Genomic DNA, 23270 nt, shown 5'->3' on the forward strand with positions numbered 1-23270 from the left:
CGGTTAAGTGAGTAATCGTGACAAATTGCGTCAATTTCCTCAACATTTGTCAAATATTTTATAAATTACGAGCTGGAGCAGGGTATCGATTTCATGCAAATAGGCCAAAATTTAAGACCTGCTTCTAATACAAAATCGATAGCTTTCAGGCAAGAAAATTCCTTAACCGATGACCAATGGATTGTTCTTTGTTATTTTGAGATTTATAACTCCACTGAAATAATAGCTAAACAATGACTCAAAATTAAATATAATCATTTTTTTATTTTAATCTTTTTCTTTATAAGGGAAGTACTATATAATGTCACGTTTTTAATTCTTTTTCATTATATGTTTAAATATTAATTTACTGGGTTTTTAAATGAGAGACCAAAAATATGGTAAATCTTGTAAAGCATAACGGGGCTCTGTAGAAATCCTTAATTTTATGCAAACTATTTCCACTACTTTTTTATTTATATTGTACACTATCAGTTTAATTTTTATTTCTTTGACTTGATTATAGAACTTTCTTGCTCTTAGTACTTCTCCAAACTTCCTTTTGACAACAGAAAACGTTGTTTCCGCTATGTTCCTTTTATTATATTTGATTTTATCAAAGTTCAAATATAGCTTTCTTCTGTATTTTCCTCTTACTTTCTTCCTCTTTCTTTTTCTTACAGGCATAATTGAATCTGCTTTAATTTCTTCTCTAATTAGAACATGAATTTTTTCAGAATCATACCCCTTATCTAGGACGTAACATCCAGATTTTCTTGACTTATTTGATTGTCTTATCAGAGCTTTTGCATGTTTGACATCATGATCTGTTTTTTGACTGATTTTCCATCCTAATATCACTTTTTTTTCTGTATCTACTGCTATTGAAGTTTTCAGGAAGCTACTTCGGAGCTTCCCTGTTCTTCGAGAGTAATAATGACTTGCATAAGAACTCGTAAATCCAGTTGCATCAATTGCTGTAATTGAAGCATTTTCTCCATGTGAATAAAATAGTTTTAGAGTTTTTGACAAAATTAGGTTAAACAATGACGAAGGGATTCTTGATACAAACTTTTGAAGAGTAGTGTAATGAGGAACCTTATCAAGGTCAAGTTTTTCTTTTATATTACTCATAAGGTCAATAAGTTCGACAAAATCACGATAATCTGTGCTTATATACTCTTTCAGTAAAACAAGAACAAGAAGCTGATGTTGAGTGTAAACACGTTTGGAATACTTACATGAGTAAAGGTTCAGTCTGGAAGACTGAACCGTTTTAAGACTGAGATCAATAAATTTAATATACTTATTTGATGACAATAGAAATTGCTCCTCGTTTTTTGTGGGGACAAAGAATAAGAAGCATTTTTACAATCTTATTTTTATAAATTTTTGGGTAAAAACAGAATCTAGAGGATTTCTACAGGGCCAAAATATACTCATTTTTTAAAAAGCTTTAAGAGATGTCGATTTAAAAAAATGCGTTTCATAGTCTTTGGAATGAATTTTTACTAATTCGCATAGCTCTGATTAGCCGATATCGAAAATTTTCTTTGAGTAAACAAAATTAGATAAAATTTGAAGAAAATTCTTGACTTTTGGACACTCACATTAATCTCAAATTTCTATTAGTAAGCCAAAAAGGTATGTTTCTATTGTAGTATTTTGGCGTAGCCTCCAATATTTATTGTTACAGGGCAATATTCGCTTAAATTTCCCTTTTAAGAATTCCCCATTCTATGAGTCTCTTTTCTATGTCCCTCACTTCGTAATCTGTAAAAGAAAGACTCTGGTAATGCTTTAGGGATGTTATAGTGTCATGACCCTGTCTAAGTATACTTATTAAATTATTTTAAATAATTATCGATAAACCTTTATTTTAACAGACATAATTAATATTGACAATTAAAATGAAGAAAGTCATATAATTATTGTACTTTTATGAATAAATAAAAATTTATTCAATTATATTTATTAATATAGGGATTTTTTATCTTTCTTTTTATTTTATTGTCAAATATAGAAGTAAAAACGCTTAGGTAAATAGGGGTGATATATTTTGAAAAGTGAAGAACATATTTTAATAATTATATTATTAATGTTTTCCTTTATATTTTGTGCAGCAACCATGCCAGTTAAATCTGCACAGAGTGACGTTTTGAAATCCCCTACTGCTGATTTCTTTGCTTTTTTCACTTCTGGTAATGCACCACATACTACAGAATTCATGGATAAAAGTACAGGAAATCCTACTGATTGGTACTGGGAATTTGGAGATGGAGCTACTTCGACCAAGCGAGATCCAGTACATACGTACCAAGATCCAGGAAGCTATACTGTAATACTTACAGCAACTAATGATGCAGGCAGTGATGTGGTAACAAAAGCTGGTTATATTATAGTGAAAGGATCTACAACGAATACAGAGTCCGCAAAGAATACAGAATCTGTGAAGGATACGGAAACCACAGAAAATATAGAATCTACGGAAAATACAGTACAAGAACCCGTTGCTGATTTCTTTGCTTTTTCCACTTCTGGTAATGCACCACATACTACAGAATTCATGGATAAAAGTACAGGAAATCCTACTGATTGGTACTGGGAATTTGGAGATGGAGCTACTTCGACCAAGCGAGATCCAGTACATACGTACCAAGATCCAGGAAGCTATACTGTAATACTTACAGCAACTAATGATGCTGGCAGTGATGTGGTAACAAAAGCTGGTTATATTATAGTGAAAGGATCTACAACGAATACAGAGTCCACAACGACTACAGAATCCGTGAAGGATACGGAAACCACAGAAAATATAGAATCTACGGAAAATACAGTACAAGAACCCGTTGCTGATTTCTTTGCTTTTTTCACTTCTGGTAATGCACCACATACTACAGAATTCATGGATAAAAGTACAGGAAATCCTACTGATTGGTACTGGGAATTTGGAGATGGAGCTACTTCGACCAAGCGAGATCCAGTACATACGTACCAAGATCCAGGAAGCTATACAGTAACACTTACGGCAACTAATGATGCTGGCAGTGACGAGAAAATAAAAGCCAGTTATATAGTAGTAAAAGAATCTGCAACGAATACAGAGTCCACAGTGAATACAGCGGAAAAAACGGTTGCCAAGTCTTCTGCATCTTCAAAAGAATCCACAAAGGATATAGAATCCACAACGAATACAGCGGAAAAAACGGTTGCCAAGTCTTCTGCATCTTCAAAAGAATCCACAAAGGATACAAAAATAAGCGCAAGCAAAATTGTTTCATTAAGTTATCTTCAAGTAGCAGCTGAAACTGACCCCGCAAGATCTCAGGGCAAAACAACTCCTGGAGCTACTGATTCTGTGAAAATTGTTGAAGCCGCTTTGGTCGAGGAAGGATATCTCGATGATACCTATGCACATGATGGAGCTTACGGATCCGCTACAATCAATGCTTATAAAAAATGGCAGGAGTCGTTAGGTTCCCCAGCAAAATATTGTGACGGAGTACCAGGAAAGACAGATTTGACCAAGCTTGGTAATAAGTATGGATTTACAGTGGATGCATCTACAGTCTCAGACTTTTATCTATATCGCTCAGAGGAAGATACTACAAAACTTAATAATGCAGATAGTAACAAGGAAACAACACCCAAATATACAAAAGTGACAAAAAGTAATCAGGATTCATTATTAAAACCATCAAGCGCATCCAAAGTTGATACCTCGTCTAAGGTTTATTCTGAACCAGATGTAAGAGTAGTCAGTGCAAAGCTAGATAGTTCCAGAGAATACATTGAAGTAGATTACTATTTAAAATCTGATTTTTATTCAAATAGTCGCACAGGCACTTCTTTTTCAATTGGCTACAAATTTAATAATCCACAAATAAACAGAGTTTTTGAAAATGAATTTGTAGATATTAATCAACCCAAAGGACATTATGTGGCAAAAATACCATATCCAGGGATTAACTTTGTGGATAAAGAACCAATGTCGGGGATTATTGCCAAAGTAACTATTTACACCCATTATACAACAGCATTTGGTAGAGACGGAAATGACCACTATAGAGCAAAGGGAATAACATTATCTACAGCACCAACTGGAAAACCATATGTTAGTGATCCTCATGTAGTTGATAGGTTCGACGTAGCAAAGGGATTTGTCATATCAAAAGCTACAGGAATTGGTATAGCTCTTTATTCTAAAATACCGAATGTAAAAAAATTAGGCATATTATTGACCGTGTTTGGAGAGTATAAAGATATAGATGAAAAATTTGGATTAAATACAGCGCCTCCCGATCTTTCGGTAGGTCAAATCATTCAAACCACTACCTGGTTTGATGATGATAATGGGTACGAAAACATAAAGATGTGGCAAAATCAGGAGGCTTTTGATAACCACTTAACGCCTATATATGATGCTAACATCTCTTGGCCTGTTCCATAATTACGATGTCAGGACTGTTAGTACAGGCATATCTTTCCCGTAACTATGTTAAGTTTATCATAGTTACGGGAAAGACAGACCAGATAATCTAATTGTTTTGGAGGAAATTTCCTTCAAGAATTAACTGCATAGAGAGATAATAGTTTATCAGGCTGGATTTTCTGGCTTACCTTTCGCGACATTGCTCACCCTTAAGTGCATAGGCCAGATACCCGCCTGCCTTCAATGACTTGGTACAGTGATTATCATAAAACCTATGAGTTTTCACTTCCTTTGAGCCAATTCCTGTGACAAATCACTGGAAATATCAGTTAAATCAATGTTTTACAATAAAACCTCTGCATTTTAATTGGTTAAATCCAAGCTTTAGGCTCTTTAAACATGTTTTTTAGTTATCAAGTTAATTAGGAAATTTCTGACACTCCTATAAAACATCTGAATAGCAGAAGTTCTGACACATAGGTAATTTGGGATGACATTGTTTAATTTTAAAATCCTTCAATGCAGAAAATTATCGTAACTTTTGCATATAATTATTTCAAATTTGGCTTGCTATGTTTTTTTCCTGTTTCTTACGTTTAATGAATACACGTATCGGCAGGTAAAGTAGAGGGGTCTAATTTTTGTGCTCTCTTGATATCGTTTTTTCTTATTCGTCGTTTTTGCACCTATAGTTTATGGAATACGACTAAACAAAAAAATATAGGCACGTTCACCCAATAACGTTTCATCCTGTTAGTTAACAAGTCCGAACAGAACATCCTTTCTTAATTGTCATTTTTGAAGGGCTGCCTAAATATTTCATTTCCACAAGAAATCGAGGTAAAAATTAAGGTGATATATAAATTAAGTATTACAAATTGTATTATCTTTCATACTAATTGTGTTAATGATCTAGAACGTTTTTGCAGTGGGAAAAATTGTGATTCTGGCCTATTTTGGGGTTGGCATATTTCGACTGCAAATTAATAGACACATTGGATTGAAATTTAATGTCGTTATTGAACTGAAACAATCCAGGCTTTATAACTATGTTGAACTTGATAGTCTTATATTTGAGATCTCAATCAGAGTTTAACATTAAATAAAGAGTATACAAAATTAATGCTATTAAGTAACAATATTAGTTTGTTATATAATATTTTTAAAAGTTACAATTTTATACTTAAGGGTAATAAGTTAATAACTGAATTTTAAAGCCTAAATTTTTACTTCTCGAACTTGGAACATTGAAAAAAGCTTCGTTTTCTATTGTACTTCGGAAGGAAAGGCCCCGGAAGAAGCCTTTGCCCATACTGCCAGGACTATGGAAGGCTCAAAAATCGGGGAAGCTTTTCAGGAAATTTCAATGAACCTGCTCAGTATGAGGACAAACCTCAAAGCTGCAATTTTTGATGAAGATTTCGGAGCCTTCAGGCACGTATATTCGGAAAGAATCCGAAACACAATGCTCCTTTTTACGGAAAGTGTCCACAAAAACCATGAAGCTGCAGGCGCCTCGATTATAAAGCTTGCAGACCATCTAAAAGAGCTCGGGACAGTCGAGGAACGAATCCGGCGCTCCCTTTACGACGTCACCTCAACCATGCGCTCCACGGCTGTGATTTTTGCTCCACTCATTGCAGGGATTACCCTTGCCCTGTCTGAGGTTATTACGAAAATTCTGAGCCAGGTAGCTGAAAGGGTAAACCGAATTCCTGCCGATATGTCAGGAATGCCTGTTGAAATCGGGCAGGCAGCATTTTCCCAGTCAATTTCTCCGGACCATTTCCTGCTTGCAATAGGGATTTACATTGTCCTGATCAGTGCTATCCTTACTCGCTTTGCAGGTTCGGTGGAATATGGAGGAGACCGGACGCAGTTGAAATATGATCTGGCCTGCATGCTCCCAATTTCAATTGCGATATTTGCAGTTTCTACCGCAACCTCAAGGATTATCTTCAGGGGGTTGGTGTGAAATAAGAGTTATAGTAAACTGGTGATTACTATCCATTCAAAAACTGATTTCAAAGCAAGAACTGATTTCAAAGCGCAAATAAAAGAAAGGGGCTTTAATTACCCCCAAAAAAATTAAAAGTTATATTCGACAAATTTGCATTCCTAAAATCGAACCAGTACTGTTCTATCGTATTGACAATACCTTGATTATTCACAGTATTGGCAGATCCATTTACAATATTCTGTGCTCCAGAGTCATTTATTTCAACAGGCTGTGTACTGTCTGAATCTGGCATCACAGGATCGGTTGTCTGTTCAGATGCATCCCCAAAATAACTTTTTACAATGTTATAACTAGTAACTCCCATAATTCCACAGTCAAACTTCTTGGAAGATCCCCAGTCTTTATACGACATGGTTTTATTCTTGTTATAAAAGGCTGTTACTTCCTTCCGTTGGGGTCCGAACCATCTATAGTATGCCTCATATCGTATCCTCTTTATATTGAGTGAGTAAAAGTAAATTTCATGTATTTACTGAAAATTTAAAAATTTAATTAAATTTGAGAAACAACCTTAAGCGATGTACTCAACTTTATAACTGTATGATTAAATTGTTGTGCATTTTTCAAGTTGGAAAATTCTCCATTCAATTTGAAGAGAATACATAAAAAGTAATGAAAAAAGTTAATTGTAATGGAATGAGGCTTTTTTCTCAGTAGATTCTATTTAATACAAGAGGTAAATGCCCTGGAAAGTCCAGAGCATTCGAAACTCTCAATTTAAGTTCAGGTACGTCTTCTTCCCAGGATGCCTGTAACTGCGAAAAGTCCTGCTATAGCAAGGACAGGACCAAACCCGGGAGTATCTTCGGGGTCTTCATTTTGCGCCGGAACTGATGATTCATCTTTTTCCTGATTGGAATCAGTTTTTCCCTCAGGCTGCTTGCTGCTTCCTTCAAGAGAAATCGGTACTCCTACATAAACAACAGGAGTATCCGAAACAACCTCTCCTGAGTATTCATCAAGGTCAAGGAAACTTGCTTTGCATGCAGGCAGATGGATTTCCCCTTCTTTATGCATTTGAAGGATATAGGTTACTTTTTTTGACCCGCCGCCGCTTTCGAGAATCTGCTTGAAACTGGTTTCCCCGCTTATTAGTTTAGCTTCAGGAGGTACGGTGTCGGTTACTGTCACACTTGAATCAACGTTTCCTGTGTTTTTTACAGTGATCGTTACGGTCAGTTCATCTCCGGAGTTCAGTTGCTGTCTGTTAATGGTTTTTGTAACTGAGATATCAGGCCCATAAATTTTTACCTTTTCCGAGTTATTGGAACCTGCGTCTCCGTTCTGCCCATTAGGCAGGATAAAATTAGCCGTTGTTTTTGGGAAAGTGAATTCTCCCGGTTTTTCAGGAATCAGGGTGTATTCAAAAACTTTTTCAGCTACTTCTCCGGATTTAAGGGAAAGGGTCTTCTCGAGCACAGCGTCTTTCTTAAGGTGCGTTTCGGAAGCGATCGAATCCTTAAGTACGATATCATCTATGTCGCAGAGCCCTGAGTTCCGGACATTGACCGAGACATGGATAGGCTTTCCCATGTGATTATCTCTTGTAATAAACTTTGAAATAACAAGGCCCCATTTTTTTTCTATTTTTATGACTTTGAAGCCTATGTCTTCGTACTTCTCGTTCCTTACATCCTCGCATGTAATTTTTGCAGTTATATTAAGGTTAGTGTCTTCCCAAGGTTTGGGAGCTTTCAGTGTAAGGTTCACAGGTTCAAGAGTCTCGTCTTTAAGAACATCTCCAAGTGTGTACTTTTTTTTTCCTTTAAGGACATCCATTCCGGCTGTGTCTATTGTTAGAATGGCATTTTTAGCTTTTGCGTCTCCATCGTTTTTAATCTCTATTGAGACATCGAGTACACTGTCTCCGGTAGATTTTGAATCATATGTGTCCTTTTTGGTTTCAACGTCTATGTCAAACTCTGGTTCTCCTTTTATAAGGATATCCAGTTTAGAATAAGGGTTCCAGTTTCCTGTCTTGAATTCCTTTCCATCCTTCTTGATAGTCTCATAATTCGGGTCCACTTTCTGGGCATAAACCTTTACCCTGTCGTTATATACGACTTCCATGCCTGCGGAGAGTGGAGAAGTCTTCAGTTTTTCCCTATCCATTGAGATTGAAACAAACACCTGTCCTTTATCGTTGAAATCTTCTGCCTTTATAACATAATCATTAACTGTTACTGTATCCCCCCAGTACAGTGTTTTTCCATCCAGTTTCTCTACCCACTCGATGTCTTCTTCCGCAAGAGCGGTCATTGAGAAAGCCGAAATGAAGAAAACTGCAAGTAATGCAATCAGTGCAAGCTTCTTAGCCATAGTTACCTTCCTTGAATTTTATCCTTTTATATCGAATCTGCGCACTGGAAGCATGCATTTTGAGCTGCTGTAATAGATACGGCTCTTTAGTTTTTTTATATTTTATAAATTATATCTACTTACTAACGGTTTTATTCACGAATGATACCAGTCATATGATATCAGCCGTATTTTACTATTCGATGCATTGATTTTGCCCCAGCACTCCCTATGATTTACACTTTTCTAATTCACCATTAATTTATTAACTCTAATTTTATGGCTTTCTTATTAAAGTCAAGATCACTATCAATTAGTAACTCTATGATTTGCTGGTCTAGATTGGGTATGGTCTAGACTGGTTTGTATTAAAGTCGTTTTGAGAAGAAATAGTTTAAACTCTATAAATTATCTTGGTATCAAGTATTTAATTTTTTGTACTGTTTGCAATCTTTAATAAACTTCTTATATCAGAGTTGTTTTCTTTTCAAGGCAGGGTATCTTCTTAAACGAAGAAAGGAGGTCCTCAAGTTTCAATTAAGATCAGCAGTCCCTTCCGGATGTAAGAGGTTTTTTCATGGAACTTATAAAAGTTGTAGAAATTCTCGAAGAAATTGCACCACCTGAACTTGCTGAAGGTTTTGACGAAGGCAGGATCGGGCTAATTCTCAACCTGGAAAACAATATAGAAAAAATTGCAGTTGCCCTTGATGCCAGTTCTTATGTGCTTAAGAAAGCTGCAGAAATGGGAGCAAATCTTCTGGTCACCCACCACACCCTTATCTTCCATCCGATAAACAAAATCTCAAAATCCCTGGCTGAATCCCTCAGGCTTGCCCTTGATAACGGGATATCCCTTTACAGCATGCATACAAATTATGATAGAGCCGAAGGAGGCATTAATGACGTGCTTGCTGCAAGGCTTGGGTTAAAGAATCTCAAAAATGTGGAAGTCGGTAGAATAGGAGAGGTTGAACCCTGTACTTCGGCTGAACTGGCTTCCAGTGTCTCGGAGACTTTGCAAACGCCTGTCATATATGCCGGAGAAAAAGAGGAAATAAGGCGGGTAATGGTTTTCGGCGGCAGTGGCTTTGCAACTGAGTTCCTTGAAATTGCAAGGGCAAATAAAGTTGATGCCTTCATATCTTCCGAACTTAAGCATAATATTCTCCGCGATTATGAGGACCTCTGCCTGATTGATGCCACTCACTATGCCACTGAAAATCCAGGCATGGAGGCTTTGTGCTCCAGACTTCGTAAAATTCCTGGGCTCAAAGTGGAGTTCATCGAACAGCCTTCCGGACTCAAGGCGATTGATAAAACCTGAACATTTTTCCGGATTCTAGTCAGTGAGGAAGATCCTGAAAAACTCAAACTAAATATAATACTTTAATTAAAATAACCTACTAATTAAAATAATACTTTAATTAAAATAACCTACTAATTAAAATAATACTTTAATTAAAATAACCTACTAATTAAAATAATACTTTAATTAAAATAACCTACTAATTAAAATAATACTTTAATTAAAATAACCTACTAATTAAAATAATACTTTAATTAAAATAACCTACTAATTAAAATAACCTACTAATTAAAATAACCTACTAATTAAAATAATACTTTAATTAAAATAATTGAAACTAAGTTCACGTGAAACTGTAGATTACAGCAAAATATGTTTTAACTCAGCGAATGTAGGAGTAATTCTAATATGACAGAAGAAAAAGACCAGAATAGACCGAATATAGGGAAAAAGGATCAAAACAGACCGGATGTAGGAAAAGAGGATCAAAGCATGCAGGAAGAACTCAGCGATGATTCACTGGAATCAATGCTTGTAGAACAGTCAAAAAATCAGATCCGTTCGGATTACCGGCGAAGTCTGGGCAATGAATATCGTAGAAGATACATGTAATGAACCTACATGTAATGAATTCAGATTCGAAGTATATGTAATGAATTCAGAGTGGATTTCTCTTTTTCCAGTAAATCATTTTTACAATTTTCATATGTTGTTTTCTTCTCTCTTTTGCTTCAGTTAATCTAAAATTTCACTAGGGTTTCAGTTTAACTTGATCTATAATCTTTAAGGTCTATTGGATTAGTTGATATCTTTTTTCACACCTTTCCAACATCCTTTTTCATAGCTTTAATTCTGGCTCTGGTTTCAACTGCATTCAAATAGTTCTCAATATGTTCACGTAACATCTGTACTTCTTTAGTCTCTGGCATTGAGTACAGAATTGTCTCAAGATAACCGTGTTCTCTGAGAAGGGAAAAAGCTGCAGGAAAACTAATGTCAAAAATCCAGCTCAGACGAAGGAGTTTAATATCATTCAGGTTTTTTACATCTGCAAGCTTTGCCATCCTGTTATTCAGGATATCAGCAACTATATTTTCCGAACATCCGGGCGTATCGGGAATATTGAGTTCAAGGGCTGGATTCCTGAATTCTTCTTCTTTCTCATAATCTTCACTCACAAGCTTCAGGATATCCAGCTTATCGGCGTCCCGGATCAATTTCAAATAAAAAAGGAATTCTCTGGTAGTTTCTGTGCATTTGGGAATTTCCATGCGATTATGATATCCAACAGCTTTCAGGATTATATCTTCCTCTTCCCGAGATAGAATGGAAAGAATCCCGGCATTTTCCAGGATTTTTACGCCAAGCAAGGCATGATCTTCTGATTCTGAGTCTTTGAACGTCCTGTATTTAGTAAACTGTTCAAAGCGGCCCAGATCATGAAATAAAGCTATTGATTCAGCGAGCCTGCAATCTTTCTCCTCTAAATTTTCCGCTTTGGCAAGTAAAAGGATATTTTCACATACTCTTGCTGTATGTTTGATTTTTAGCTCAACGTTTTCTTGGATAAAGACCTCAGGAGAGGAAAATTGGTCTACATAATCCAGAAACCATATTTTGAAAAAGTCCAGGTCTTCCTTCTGCATGCTTTTTCAATAGGAGTTTCAATGTATAATATTTTCGTATATCTACGGAGGCTTTGAGGCTGAATTTAATTGTTAATTTTAGCACTATTATCTCAAAAAAGATTAAAAGGCCTGATAAAAAGGCCTTACTAAAGAAGTTTCAAAAATTCTTTTCTGCACATCCAAGTACGTGCTTCATAAGCATGGCAATTGTAAGAGGGCCTACTCCTCCAGGAACAGGAGTAATGAGGGATGCCTTTTTGATCACGTTTTCGAAGTCTACATCTCCGTATACACCATCTTTTTCCTTGGTAATACCCACGTCAAAGATTACTACTCCTTCCTTTACCATGTCGGCTTTAATAAGGTGTTTGACTCCAGTTGCAACCACCAGAATATCTGCGTCAAGAGTGTGTTTCTTAAGGTCATCTGTAAATACATGACAAACCGAAACTGTTGCATTCCGGTTAAGGAACATTGCTGCCAATGGTTTTCCGACAACATTGCTGTGCCCGACAATAACCACGTTTTTGCCCTTGATAGGCACGTTATATTCTTCAAGAGCCCGGATAACTCCATGTGGAGTACATGGAACAAGCCCTTCATCACCGATCATTAGCTTTCCCATATTGTAAGGGTGAAAGCCATCCGCATCTTTTTCAGGGGCTATGGCTTCCATTGCTTCCTGAGGGAAGAGGTGTTTCGGAAGTGGGAGTTGAAGCAGAATTCCGTGAACATTCTTATCTTTGTTAAGGGTATTGATCAAGGAGATAAGTTCCTCCTGACTGATTTCTGCCGGAAGAAAGTGGTCTTCTGCCCGAATGCCCACACGTTCACAGGCTTTGTGCTTCAGGCGGACATACATTTTGGAAGCAGGGTCGTCGCCAACAAGGACAGTAGCAAGTCCAGGCGTAACTCCCCGGCCACTTACAAGGGCTTCAACTCCAGACTTCACTTCAGCTTCAATTTTCTTTGCAAGAGCTTTCCCATCTATAATTCGTGATTCATACCCTTCATCTAACATTGGTAAAACATCTCACTTCTTTAATTAACAATAAACCGGGAACCTTGAACAGAGTTCTCTGACCTTGTCACTTGTTTCTGACAGAATCTTATCGTTTTCTGAGTTTGTGATTGCGGTCTCAATATAGTCGGCAATTAATTCCATTTCCGTTTCCTTCATACCCCTTGTGGTACAGGCAGGGGTTCCGAGCCTTACGCCGCTTGTGATAAATGGACTGCGAGTCTCAAAAGGCACCGTGTTTTTGTTTGCAATAATTCCGGCTTTGCTCAGGGCGGCTTCTGCATCCTTGCCTGTTATATTCATATTGTTGAGATTGACGAGCATAAGATGATTATCCGTGTCGCCAGAGATCATATCAAAACCTTTCTCTTTCAGGCATTTGCAGAGGGTTTTTGCGTTCTTTACGGTCTGAACCTGATCCTGTTTGAACTTCTCACTCATTGCTTCTTTAAAGGCTACTGCCTTTCCAGCTATAACGTGCATGAGAGGCCCACCCTGAAGGCCGGGGAAAACCGCTTTGTTAATTCCGGTCGCAAGTTCTTCTGTCCTGGAGATAATAATTCCGCCTCTTGGGCCCCGGAGAGTTTTGTGGGTTGTGCTGGTAACAAAGTCCGCATAAGGCACAGGACTCGGGTGCACACCCGCAACTACAAGACCTGCAATGTGAGCAATATCTGCAAGCAGATAGGCTCCGACCTCGTCAGCAATTTCGCGGAACTGCTTGAAATCGATTTCACGAGGATAAGCTGAAGCGCCGCAAACAATCATTTGCGGTTTGTTTTCCTTTGCTTTTTTCATAAGCTCGGAATAGTCCAGCATCTCAGTCTTTTTACTAACTCCGTAAGGCACAATATTAAAGAGTTTCCCGGAAAAACTCACAGGGCTGCCGTGAGAAAGATGCCCACCGTGAGAGAGGTCCATGGACATGATGGTATCTCCAGGATGCAAAACCGAGAAATAGACAGCCATATTAGCTCCAGAACCAGAGTGGGGCTGGACGTTTACGTAATTTGCGTTAAAGATTTTCTTTGCCCTGGCAATTGCGAGATCTTCGGCAATGTCCACGAAATCGCAGCCGCCGTAGTACCGCTTGCCGGAGTATCCTTCGGCATATTTATTGGTCAGAACTGATCCCTGAGCTTCCATAACGGCTTTGCTCGTATAATTTTCAGATGCGATAAGGTTCAGTTTATATTCCTGGCGCTCGGCTTCTTTTTTTATAGCCTCGAACAATTCCGGGTCAATTTTTTCAATATAAGACATTACTGTCACCTGTAATCTATTCCTTTAAAATCTTTCAAAATCAAGAGTTTTTATGGCTTGGATTGATGGGTTGATTAATGTTAACATGTGCATGCATACAGGAGCTACCTTCCAGATTGGATAGTTACTCAAGAGGCTGGCATTCAGCGATAAAACCGCCGAATAATGGGGAGTACTATTAAACAGACTCTATAACCTTCCTGATGGGTTTTTCATTCTGAAGTTTCAAAACTTTCGGTAAAAAGCTCCTGAATATCTTGAAGATAGGAAATTTCGAAACCTGAAAAGTCCTTATGGTCTATGCGGTTCCGTGGAATACCTATAAGTTTGGAATATTTATAACTATCAGGGATTAAAGAAGTTATTAATCGGTAAAATCTATTCCGGTTTTATATGATCTTAAGCGTTTACTCAAGTTCCGGTTACTACGTTTCTACCCTCAATTTTAAGTTTACCCTCGGTAAAGAGCCTGACTGCTTCAGGGTAGATAACGTGTTCCTGCTCTAGAATTCTGGCAGTAAGGGTTTCTTCCGTATCCCCGGTAAGCACAGGCACGCACTTCTGGATGATTATTGGCCCTGAGTCCAGCCCTTCGTCAACAAAATGCACTGTACAACCTGCAACTTTTACCCCGTATTCAAAAGCCTGCTTCTGGGCGTGAAGTCCTTTGAAGGCCGGAAGAAGAGACGGATGGATGTTCATAATCCTGTTCCCGTAAGCCTTAATTATCTCATTTCCTAAAATTCGGAAGTAGCCTGCAAGCAAAAGAAGATCCGTATCGTACTGGTTCAAGACAGTCAGGATAGCTTTATCATATTCGTCCCGATCATACTCGCCCGGGTCAAGGAAAACTGCGTTTATTCCGTGATTTTTGGCACGTTCGAGCGCGTACGCATTTGCTTTATTGGAAATAACCACATTAATTGTAGCATTCTTTATGTAACCCTTATCAATGCTGTCCATAATTGCCTGGAGATTCGAACCCCTTCCAGAAACCAGCACTGCAATTTTTACAGTCATCGAAGCTTTTAGATTGAAACAGTGCTATATTAGGGTTTTGGAACAATCTTTTCGCCGGTTGAACCAAAATCGTTGCGCCGGTTTATCACGCCGATAATGTTAGGGTAAGGGTCTCAAATTCAAATGCTGAACCGTTTTCGCTCAAGCCTTTTTTGAAAAGGCTTGCAGGCAAACAGTTTTTTAAAAAAGGTTTGAGGGGGGCGGGCGGCGGAAACTTGGTTTTTACTTTTCTTCGTGAGTTTCTCTACGTTCCTCTATAAAGGTAAGGAGCTCTTGAGAATCACTTATTTTATCAAGTTCTTTTTTCTCGATCATAACCGTGTTTTCTACGGATTTTATTTTTGAGTGCCCGTTGATGATAAACACGGATTGGGTCTCAGTGACGCAGGAAATACTGCTCATTAAATGAGCCCTTTTGACCACTGTCGTATTGAATTCGCTGACTCCTGTAAGGATAACTGAGGATTCGTCCCGTGATATGGCCTTGAAAGGAGCCTGCGCAGTAGGAAGGACGTCATAGCCAAGCATGGAAATTGTGTTAAGGATCAAATCTTCCGGTAAAAGCGTACAGGGTTTTTCCTGGGTTTTGGTTCTGGATTCTGCTTTCTTTCGGGGCTTCCTGCTCCCGCAGGATTGCAGGATATTTATGGGCTTTGCAAGCTCAACCCCAAAGATATCTTCCAGCTGGAGTACGACATCTATCGACGCGTCCATGCCTTCTTCTTCGTATTTGCTGATAGTTCTCCTTGAAACCCCTACCATGGAGGCAAGAGTTCCAAGAGACATTGACTGACCCATCCTGGCTTTTTTAAGAAGATCTCCTTCTATAGAGACGTATAACCCGCCCGGAGCTGCTGAAACAAGAGGAGGAACATTTTCAATAAAGTAATCGTAAAGAGTCTGTACATTCAGGGCAAGAATATCATAACGCATATACACAACGCTATCTTCAAGCATCTGGTCTCTGGTCTTTGCCCCCACAACAATAGCAGAGCCCCCAAGGTATTCGGCAAGGTACTTCATCTCCCTGGCAGTTTCTTCATTCAGGCCGTCAATATTAAATAAAACCTTGCAAAGTAATAGTGTTTCATCTTTCCGTGCGGCAACATCAAAGCTCCTCGGACGAATATTACAGCGATCGGAGAGTGCAAAACCCGCACGTGCTAATACATCGATAATTTGATGTATGAGAACCTCTTTTGTCATTCCAGTATCAATCTCTGTTTGAACATCTATATATATTTTTCTTTACTTTTGACAATCCTCACAGTAGAAAAAAACGTCGATGAGTAACGAAAACTGTAATTGTCCGAAGCATATCTGGAAAATTAAAAGGCAAAAACTGGAACCGAAAAAATGATTATCGGAATTGATGATACCGACTCAAACGAAGGAATGTGCACAACATATCTGGGGGCTCTGCTGCTGGACGAACTTCAAGCCTACGGAACTGTAGAGACTCGCCCACTCCTTATACGCCTGAATCCGACTATCCCCTACAAAACAAGAGGAAATGCTGCAGTAGCAATGAAACTCAAGACTGACTGCCCTGAAAAAGTAATTGCTCATGTTGTGTCCAGAATAGAGGAATTTGCACGCATTGAATGCGAAAAAACTAACCCCGGCGCGGTTTTTATCCCGGAAAAAGCTTACGAAAAGCTCAAGCCCGTCCTCAGGAATTTTCTGGAGAAAGCCGTAAAGGAAGTGATCGAAATAGAGGAGGCAAAAAGCCTTATCTCAGAATCCGGGGTTCCTTCAAAGGGCTTCAAAAATGGAAGAGGATTGATAGGCGCCCTTGCAGCATGTGGGGCTATGCTTAACCTTGAAGAATGGGATCACACTTTCGAGTACCTGGCATACAGACAAAAGGAAAAATGGGGAACCCCACGCAAGATCGAGAAGGAAAGTTTCTTTGAGGCAGACAGGAACACTTATCCTGATACCTGGGACACCGTGGACCTTAAAAACAGACTTGTTGTCTGTGTACCTCACTCGGCAGATCCCGTGCTTTTCGGGATCAGAGGGAAAAATCCAGCCGTAGTTACAAAAGCTGTATCCCTAATCAGGGCTGAACCCATAGAACGTTTTGCCATATACAGAACAAATCAGGGTACTGATATGCACCTGATTTCCGCAGAAAGTATTGCAGAAATAAGGGATATGCACTCTTACACGCTCGAAGGCACAGTCTCTGCAGTTCCAGAAACTATTCACGGAGGGCACGTTATTTTTCCCATTCAGGATGGAGATGGAAACGAAATTGACTGCGCAGCCTTCGAACCCACAAAGAACTTTCGGCTGCTTATAAGGAAACTCAGGCCCGGAGATAGAATTGTAGTATCTGGAAGTGTAAATTCCAGAACTTTCAACATCGAAAAAATAGAGATAAAAAAGCTCGCTCCTCTTTACAGGGAAGAAAACCCGGTGTGTCCAACCTGCGGAAAACATATGAAATCATCAGGCCAAAACCAGGGTTTTCGCTGTAAAAAATGCGGAACTCAAGCTACCTCAAAAATTCTGTGTGAAACAAACAGAAACCTTACAGAGGGATTATATGAAGTCCCGCCCTGCGCCCGTCGGCATCTTGCAAAACCTCTTGTAAGGGAGCAGAAATCTGATATAGAGATTCACCCTGCCCGCTAAGAAAAATAGGGATAAAAAAATCCCTTTCAATAAATTAGAACCACATATAAACTTATTTTTTATAAATCAATCCGTTTGACCACAAACGCGCACCGTTTGATCACGCCGACAATGACGTTTTCGCTCAAGCCTTTTTTGAAAAGGCTTGCGGACAAACCATTTTACAAAAGGCTTGCGGGCAAGCAATTTTTTAAATAGGGTCACGGGAATCGGACGGGGATTAGGGTAACTTAGTTTGGCGGCACCGGAGGAGCATTTCTTTTATGCTCACTTTTCTCTATACGGTTCATGACCGAATTCAGTTGTTCTGCAGAAATCCCGAGAGTGTTCAGAATAGTTTCAGAATCTTCGTTCTGCTCAAGCTTTTTGAGTACCTCATCTACTTTTAAATACGATATTCCAAGTTCGGCTTCATCGGTTTGGCCTGCCCAGAGACCTGCTGAGGGTTTTTTCGTGATAAGAGAATCAGGAACTCCGAGCCTGCGAGAAAGCTCCCATACCTCGGTTTTGTAAAGTCCGCCTATGGGTTCGAGATCAACGCCTCCATCTCCATATTTCGTAAAGTAGCCAAGCAAGATCTCGGTTTTATTGCCGGTTCCTATGACCATACGATTCATCCGGTTTGCATGGAAGTAAAGGAGAGACATTCTGATTCTTGCTTTCAGGTTGCCCATGGAGAGACGATCTGTAGATTCACTCTCAGGGACTGAAGCCATGAAAGCCGAGATAATTCCTGAAATGTCAATAGTCTGAAACTCAATTCCCAGACAGTCTGCAAGAGTTTTTGCATCTTTGCTGTCTTCAGAAGGGGTAAGGCCGGATTCGGGCATATGGATTCCAAGCACTTTATCTTTCCCCAGAGCTTTTACGGTAAGCGTTGCGGCAAGGGCTGAGTCTATTCCCCCACTAATGCCTACAACAGCTCCGTCTACACCTGCTTTACGGGTTTCATTCCGGATAAAATCAATAATCCTGTTCTGCGCGATTTCAAGGTTCATGCTGTCAATTCCTTGGTACTCATCAGGCATATAATTTTAATGGCCTTAAGATCCTGAGAATTCAAGATCCTGAGGTAGTAGATTTGAAAGACATCAGGTTTAAATCCCTATTCAGATTTAAATGACTATTTTGACGATTAAACAATTTTATACACAGAAGTTCCAGATATATAAAACCTCAGAGGAAAAATGGAGTTATGGTAAACTTATTTAATAAATGGAAGGTATAGGAGTAATATATGCCTGGTAATATAATATAAATAACTGATAATCAAATGTACGTCTAACCAATAACTGATTATCAAAAGTACTTCTAACCAGTAGCTGGTTATCAAATGTACGTCTAGCCAATAACTAATTATCAAATGAGCCTCTAACCGACAAATTATTATTCGGATAGGGTTACAGGCTATAAAGGGGGTTTCTCTGGATAGGAAGACTGGACCGAAAATTCAAGGCATGAAAGTTCCATTACAAACACTCCGGGGTGAAAATCTACCTTATCAAAGGCATTGAAATAAAAAGACGTCTAATATACAAAACGGGTAGCTCCATAATGTGCAGTCCAGAGAAATTGGAAAACCCGGTGTCCATTTATTTTATACGATCATTAAACTAAAAGTTATTATCAAAAAGACAACTATTTTCGGGATGATCTATGGAAGAAATACAGTTGAAGGTTGAAAAAGCATATCCTATCGACCTTGGAAGAGGAATTATCCGACTTGACCCTACAACTTTGCTGAAGCTTCAGCTCTCACCAGGCGACATCGTGGAAATAAGAGGTAAGAAAAAGACCACGGCAAAGGTATGGAGAGCTGACAGGCAGGACTGGGACCAGGGACTCGTGAGAATTGATAACTTCATCCGGCAAAATGCAGGCGTTTCCATAGGAGAGAAGGTAACTATCAAAAAAGTTGAAGCTCCGGAAGCAAAAAAGCTTGTTTTGGCGCTTCCTGAAAGCATGATGCAGGGGGGACCTGAACTTCAGTTTGGGGAACATGCAAATGAAATCATAAAACGGCATATTCTCAAAAGGCCGGTTTTCAGGGGGGACATCATTCCTATAATAAATTCGATGTCTCAGCCAATGACAGAATCCCTTACTACAAGCCAGGTAATCCCTCTGGTTGCTGTTGAGACTGACCCTGCAAACACGATTGTTCTTGTTACGGAAGCGACGCTTATCGAACTTCGTAAAAAGCCGGTTCAGGGGTATGAAAAAGCAACCCGGGGCGTGACTACTTATGAAGATATAGGAGGCCTCGGGGCTGAGATCATGCGTGTCCGGGAAATGATAGAGCTGCCCATGAAGCATCCTGAACTTTTCGCCCACCTTAATATCGAACCTCCGAAAGGAGTTATTCTCTATGGCCCACCCGGAACCGGAAAAACTCTGATTGCAAAAGCCGTAGCCAATGAATCCGGGGCAAGTTTCCATTACATTGCCGGCCCTGAAATTGTAGGGAAATTCTATGGAGAAAGTGAAGAAAGGCTAAGGAAGATCTTCGAGGAAGCAACTCAGGATGCGCCGTCGGTTATTTTTATTGATGAAATTGATTCCATTGCTCCTAAAAGAGAGAATGTAACAGGGGAAGTGGAAAGGCGTGTGGTCGCCCAGCTCTTGACTCTGCTTGACGGGATGGTAGAGAGAGGCCAGGTTGTGGTTATAGGAGCCACAAATCGTGTGGATGCGATTGATCCGGCACTCCGAAGACCAGGCCGCTTTGACAGAGAAATCCATATAGGTGTGCCTGATACCAAAGACAGATATGAAATCCTCCAGATCCATACCAGGGGTATGCCCATAGAAAGGGATGAGGAACCCGAGGAAATCGAAAAAGTCGAAACCGAAGCGGATGAAGCTGCCCTGGAGAGGGAAAGGAAAGAAAAGGCAGATAAATATCTGATGTATTTGGCTGAAAGGACCCAGGGGTTTGTAGGCGCAGATCTGCTGGCTCTTGTACAGGAAGCTGCCATGCGGTGCCTGAGGGAAAATCTGCCTGACCTTGATCTGGAAAATGAACCAGTTCCTCCTGAAAGGCTGGAAAAAATCGTTGTAACCAAGAAAAACTTTGAAGATGCCCTGATGGAGGCCGAACCCTCTGCTCTAAGAGAAATTTATGTTGAAATGCCCACAGTTAGCTGGAATGATGTTGGAGGGCTCGATGAAGCAAAGCAGTCCATTACTGAGGCTGTGGAATGGCCCATTAAAAATCCGGAAAAGTTCGCTCACATGGGTATAAAAGCTCCAAGAGGAATTTTGCTTTACGGCCCTCCAGGAACTGGAAAGACCCTGATAGCGAAGGCTGTTGCCAAAGAGTCAAATGCTAACTTTATAAGCGTCAAAGGGCCTGAGATTTTCTCAAAGTGGCTTGGAGAATCGGAAAAAGCTATCAGGGAGACCTTCAGGAAAGCACGACAGGTCGCTCCCTGTGTGATTTTCTTTGACGAAATTGATTCGATTGCTTCTATGCCAGGGATGGAATCTACTGACAGTCACACTTCTGAGAGGGTGCTTAACCAGCTTCTGACCGAGATGGACGGGCTTGAGTCTCTTAGAGATGTGGTGGTGATTGCCGCAACCAATCGCCCTAACCTTCTGGACCCTGCGATCCTGCGTCCAGGACGTTTTGACAGGTTGGTTTATATTGGTTCTCCTGACAAGAAAGGCAGGCTTAAAATCTTCAGGATCCATACAAAGGGTACACCTCTTGCTGATGATGTGGACCTTGAAGCCCTTGCCGACATAACTGAAGGGTATGTAGGTGCCGATATTGAGTCCGTTTGCAGGGAAGCCGTAATGATTGCCCTGAGGGAGAATTTCGATGCAGAATCTGTAGAAATGAGACACTTCAGGGAAGCTCTGAAGAAGGTAAAACCCACAATTACGGAGAATATCGCTCAGTTCTACGAAAAGATCGAGGCACAGTTTAAGGGAGGCCAGAGACTTACAGAAACAGCTGGCTATATCGGTTACAGGTAAAACTGCAGGCTAGAATTACATTTAAGGGTTACTGGTAAAAATTACAGGTAAAAATTACAGGTAAAAATTACAGGTAAAAATTACAGGTAAAAATTACAGGTAAAAATTACAGGTAAAAATTACAGGTAAAAATTACAGGTAAAAATTACAGGTAAAAATTACAGGTAAAAATTACAGGTAAAAATTACGGTAAGAATTTAATCCAGTAACTCTTTAGAAGATTAGTTTTAAAAGGAAAAAGTTTTAAAGATCCTGGTTTCAAATGGAATAAAATATTCAAAGTGGAAATCAAGCTTTACCCAAACCGATAATATACTGCCAACGGAGATACGATCAAAATGTCAAAGGAATTTGCAAAGAACCTCTTTAACAAGCAGGTCATGGCTACCGACGGAACAGAAATAGGAATTTTGAATAACGTTGTAGTCGAGATTAAAGGGGGAAACATTATTGACATGGTGGTTGCCCCAAATGTCAATTTAGATACTTCCAGGTACAGGAAAGCAGATAATTTTATCCTCGTTCCTTTCGATTCGGTAAGTGCAATTAAAGACTATATAATAATAGACAAGATGAAAGCAAAGATAAACTAAATAGGAGGAAAGGAACAAAAATTCCTTTCCTTTGGGATATTAAATTTGTTTTCTTATTTTTCTTTTAACAGAGGAACTCTTCTTTTAGTTCCGCCTGTTTTCATTAAAACTTGCTTTCATTGAAGCTTGTTTTCTTTAAAATCTGCTTTTTTAAAGGGAATTTTATTTTAATCTCAAGTTTTCGACCCTAAAGTGTTTTTCTAATCACAGTTTTAACCACAATTTTATTTTCAGCAAAGAAATAAATGGAAAAATTTGGGTTGACCAAGAAGCATGGATACCTCTAAAATACGACACATATGATAAGAATGACAATCTCACAATGACTATACAGATTCAATATCTAAAAGTAAATACTGTAATTCCTGGTTCTGAATTTGTTTTTGAAATTTCATTTGAGGCAAAAATAATTAATTATGTATAAGGGCATTCTTTAATATTGCATAATCTATAATGGGAAGTGATGATCACTGAACAAAATTGATATATATATATAAATAATAATAAAAAATTATATTATATTTCGCGATTGACTATTTTTTTTCTTGCATCAAGTATTATTACGGGATATATGCATAGTGACATAACATATGGAATAAAAAATGGGATTGTTATTGTGGTCGGATTAACAATTTTTATAATTTTCTATGAGAGGCACAAAAAAGGAAATAATTGATGCCATGATTAGATTTGAACGGTGAAAAGCAAACGATGGAAAGTAAGCGACAAAAAATACATGAAATTCTTCTAATTACAGACACAAAGAAATGAAAGTACTTGATAGAATTTTCATGCCAAACGCATATGATATTCTTTGGATAACTGGCACAAAGAAATTAAAGTACTTTTCACTTCACACTTTATAGGCTATCTATTTCGTCATTAACTTAGGTAGTCAGGTTGTCCGAACTATGGTTTTTCAAACCATTGCTAAACTAATCAGTGAATTGTCATACAAGGCTTAAATTTGATAAGGAGCAGAGACTCAACAGGGGCATTGGGAGCCAGTTTTGTTCCGTACTTTCATGCTAAACAGGGGTGCAACCGCCAGGAAAAACTTAGAGCTTGCTGGATACTATA

General features: G+C 38.9%; 16 protein-coding genes. 7 read left to right on the plus strand and 9 right to left on the minus strand.

Annotation, left to right across the window (positions count from 1 at the left end; genetic code table 11):
- Positions 1-357: 357 nt before the first annotated feature.
- On the minus strand, positions 358-1299 hold the full coding sequence (locus MSBRM_RS05345; RefSeq protein ID WP_048119188.1) for an IS5 family transposase: 942 nt from the start codon (positions 1297-1299) through the stop codon (positions 358-360).
- A 739-nt stretch (positions 1300-2038) separates the two neighbouring features.
- On the opposite strand from MSBRM_RS05345, the gene MSBRM_RS18745 reads away from it, so the two are divergent.
- Positions 2039-4429: a PKD domain-containing protein gene (locus tag MSBRM_RS18745; protein ID WP_052712712.1), complete on the plus strand. Its 2391-nt coding sequence runs from the start codon at positions 2039-2041 to the stop codon at positions 4427-4429.
- Positions 4430-5735: 1306 nt separating this feature from the next.
- Complete coding sequence (locus MSBRM_RS05355) at positions 5736-6386, plus strand: hypothetical protein (RefSeq protein ID WP_230629243.1); 651 nt, start codon at positions 5736-5738, stop codon at positions 6384-6386.
- A 94-nt stretch (positions 6387-6480) separates the two neighbouring features.
- On the opposite strand, the gene MSBRM_RS05360 is transcribed toward MSBRM_RS05355, so the two are convergent.
- Positions 6481-6783 (minus strand): hypothetical protein, encoded by a 303-nt coding sequence (locus MSBRM_RS05360; protein WP_048119186.1) that lies wholly within the window; start codon positions 6781-6783, stop codon positions 6481-6483.
- 371 nt (positions 6784-7154) lie between these two features.
- Positions 7155-8750, minus strand: coding sequence for a BatD family protein (locus MSBRM_RS05365; protein WP_048119183.1), 1596 nt, complete (start codon positions 8748-8750; stop codon positions 7155-7157).
- Positions 8751-9306: 556 nt separating this feature from the next.
- Between MSBRM_RS05365 and MSBRM_RS05370 the strand changes: the two genes are divergently transcribed.
- Together MSBRM_RS05370 and MSBRM_RS21090 are read left to right on the plus strand one after the other, a co-directional pair.
- Complete coding sequence (locus MSBRM_RS05370) at positions 9307-10056, plus strand: Nif3-like dinuclear metal center hexameric protein (protein WP_048154944.1); 750 nt, start codon at positions 9307-9309, stop codon at positions 10054-10056.
- Positions 10057-10446: 390 nt separating this feature from the next.
- A complete protein-coding gene (locus MSBRM_RS21090) occupies positions 10447-10650 on the plus strand; it encodes a hypothetical protein (RefSeq protein ID WP_048119177.1) in 204 nt (67 codons plus the stop codon).
- 203 nt (positions 10651-10853) lie between these two features.
- On the opposite strand, the gene MSBRM_RS05380 is transcribed toward MSBRM_RS21090, so the two are convergent.
- From MSBRM_RS05380 to MSBRM_RS05400, 5 genes are all read right to left on the minus strand, one after another.
- Positions 10854-11684, minus strand: coding sequence for an HD domain-containing protein (locus MSBRM_RS05380; RefSeq protein WP_048119175.1), 831 nt, complete (start codon positions 11682-11684; stop codon positions 10854-10856).
- A gap of 139 nt (positions 11685-11823) precedes the next feature.
- Positions 11824-12687, minus strand: a complete 864-nt coding sequence (locus MSBRM_RS05385) for a bifunctional methylenetetrahydrofolate dehydrogenase/methenyltetrahydrofolate cyclohydrolase (protein WP_048119172.1) — start codon at positions 12685-12687, stop codon at positions 11824-11826.
- A 24-nt stretch (positions 12688-12711) separates the two neighbouring features.
- A complete protein-coding gene (glyA, locus tag MSBRM_RS05390) occupies positions 12712-13950 on the minus strand; it encodes a bifunctional serine hydroxymethyltransferase/L-allo-threonine aldolase (protein ID WP_048119171.1) in 1239 nt (412 codons plus the stop codon).
- A gap of 411 nt (positions 13951-14361) precedes the next feature.
- Positions 14362-14970 (minus strand): phosphoribosylglycinamide formyltransferase, encoded by a 609-nt coding sequence (gene purN / locus MSBRM_RS05395; protein ID WP_048119170.1) that lies wholly within the window; start codon positions 14968-14970, stop codon positions 14362-14364.
- Between the two features lie 222 nt (positions 14971-15192).
- Complete coding sequence (locus tag MSBRM_RS05400) at positions 15193-16176, minus strand: transcriptional regulator (RefSeq protein ID WP_048119168.1); 984 nt, start codon at positions 16174-16176, stop codon at positions 15193-15195.
- Between the two features lie 150 nt (positions 16177-16326).
- On the opposite strand from MSBRM_RS05400, the gene MSBRM_RS05405 reads away from it, so the two are divergent.
- Complete coding sequence (locus MSBRM_RS05405; protein ID WP_048119167.1) at positions 16327-17613, plus strand: tRNA(Ile)(2)-agmatinylcytidine synthase; 1287 nt, start codon at positions 16327-16329, stop codon at positions 17611-17613.
- Between the two features lie 230 nt (positions 17614-17843).
- Here the strand turns inward: MSBRM_RS05405 and MSBRM_RS05410 are convergent, their stop codons facing one another.
- The gene (locus tag MSBRM_RS05410) at positions 17844-18611 is read right to left on the minus strand and encodes an NAD+ synthase (protein WP_048123077.1); all 768 of its coding nucleotides are present in this window, start codon (positions 18609-18611) and stop codon (positions 17844-17846) included.
- Between the two features lie 658 nt (positions 18612-19269).
- On the opposite strand from MSBRM_RS05410, the gene MSBRM_RS05415 reads away from it, so the two are divergent.
- Positions 19270-21597, plus strand: coding sequence for a CDC48 family AAA ATPase (locus tag MSBRM_RS05415; protein ID WP_048119164.1), 2328 nt, complete (start codon positions 19270-19272; stop codon positions 21595-21597).
- Positions 21598-21935: 338 nt separating this feature from the next.
- On the plus strand, positions 21936-22190 hold the full coding sequence (locus tag MSBRM_RS05420) for a PRC-barrel domain-containing protein (protein ID WP_048119161.1): 255 nt from the start codon (positions 21936-21938) through the stop codon (positions 22188-22190).
- The last annotated feature ends 1080 nt before the right edge of the window (positions 22191-23270 follow it).

Origin of the sequence: Methanosarcina barkeri MS, from assembly GCF_000970025.1 — an archaeon.
GTDB classification, from domain to species: Archaea; Halobacteriota; Methanosarcinia; order Methanosarcinales; family Methanosarcinaceae; genus Methanosarcina; species Methanosarcina barkeri.

Bases quoted from the DNA above. Each gene is read 5' to 3' on its own strand.
- MSBRM_RS05410 (WP_048123077.1), bottom strand. From the start codon at position 18,611: ATGAACCTTGAAATCGCGCAGAACAGGATTATTGATTTTATCCGGAAT.
- MSBRM_RS05385 (WP_048119172.1), bottom strand. From the start codon at position 12,687: ATGTTAGATGAAGGGTATGAATCACGAATTATAGATGGGAAAGCTCTT.
- MSBRM_RS05355 (WP_230629243.1), top strand. From the start codon at position 5,736: ATGGAAGGCTCAAAAATCGGGGAAGCTTTTCAGGAAATTTCAATGAAC.
- MSBRM_RS05405 (WP_048119167.1), top strand. From the start codon at position 16,327: ATGATTATCGGAATTGATGATACCGACTCAAACGAAGGAATGTGCACA.
- MSBRM_RS05420 (WP_048119161.1), top strand. From the start codon at position 21,936: ATGTCAAAGGAATTTGCAAAGAACCTCTTTAACAAGCAGGTCATGGCT.
- purN (WP_048119170.1), bottom strand. From the start codon at position 14,970: ATGACTGTAAAAATTGCAGTGCTGGTTTCTGGAAGGGGTTCGAATCTC.
- MSBRM_RS05370 (WP_048154944.1), top strand. From the start codon at position 9,307: ATGGAACTTATAAAAGTTGTAGAAATTCTCGAAGAAATTGCACCACCT.
- MSBRM_RS05400 (WP_048119168.1), bottom strand. From the start codon at position 16,176: ATGACAAAAGAGGTTCTCATACATCAAATTATCGATGTATTAGCACGT.
- MSBRM_RS05380 (WP_048119175.1), bottom strand. From the start codon at position 11,684: ATGCAGAAGGAAGACCTGGACTTTTTCAAAATATGGTTTCTGGATTAT.
- MSBRM_RS05365 (WP_048119183.1), bottom strand. From the start codon at position 8,750: ATGGCTAAGAAGCTTGCACTGATTGCATTACTTGCAGTTTTCTTCATT.
- glyA (WP_048119171.1), bottom strand. From the start codon at position 13,950: ATGTCTTATATTGAAAAAATTGACCCGGAATTGTTCGAGGCTATAAAA.
- MSBRM_RS05415 (WP_048119164.1), top strand. From the start codon at position 19,270: ATGGAAGAAATACAGTTGAAGGTTGAAAAAGCATATCCTATCGACCTT.
- MSBRM_RS21090 (WP_048119177.1), top strand. From the start codon at position 10,447: ATGACAGAAGAAAAAGACCAGAATAGACCGAATATAGGGAAAAAGGAT.
- MSBRM_RS05360 (WP_048119186.1), bottom strand. From the start codon at position 6,783: ATGTCGTATAAAGACTGGGGATCTTCCAAGAAGTTTGACTGTGGAATT.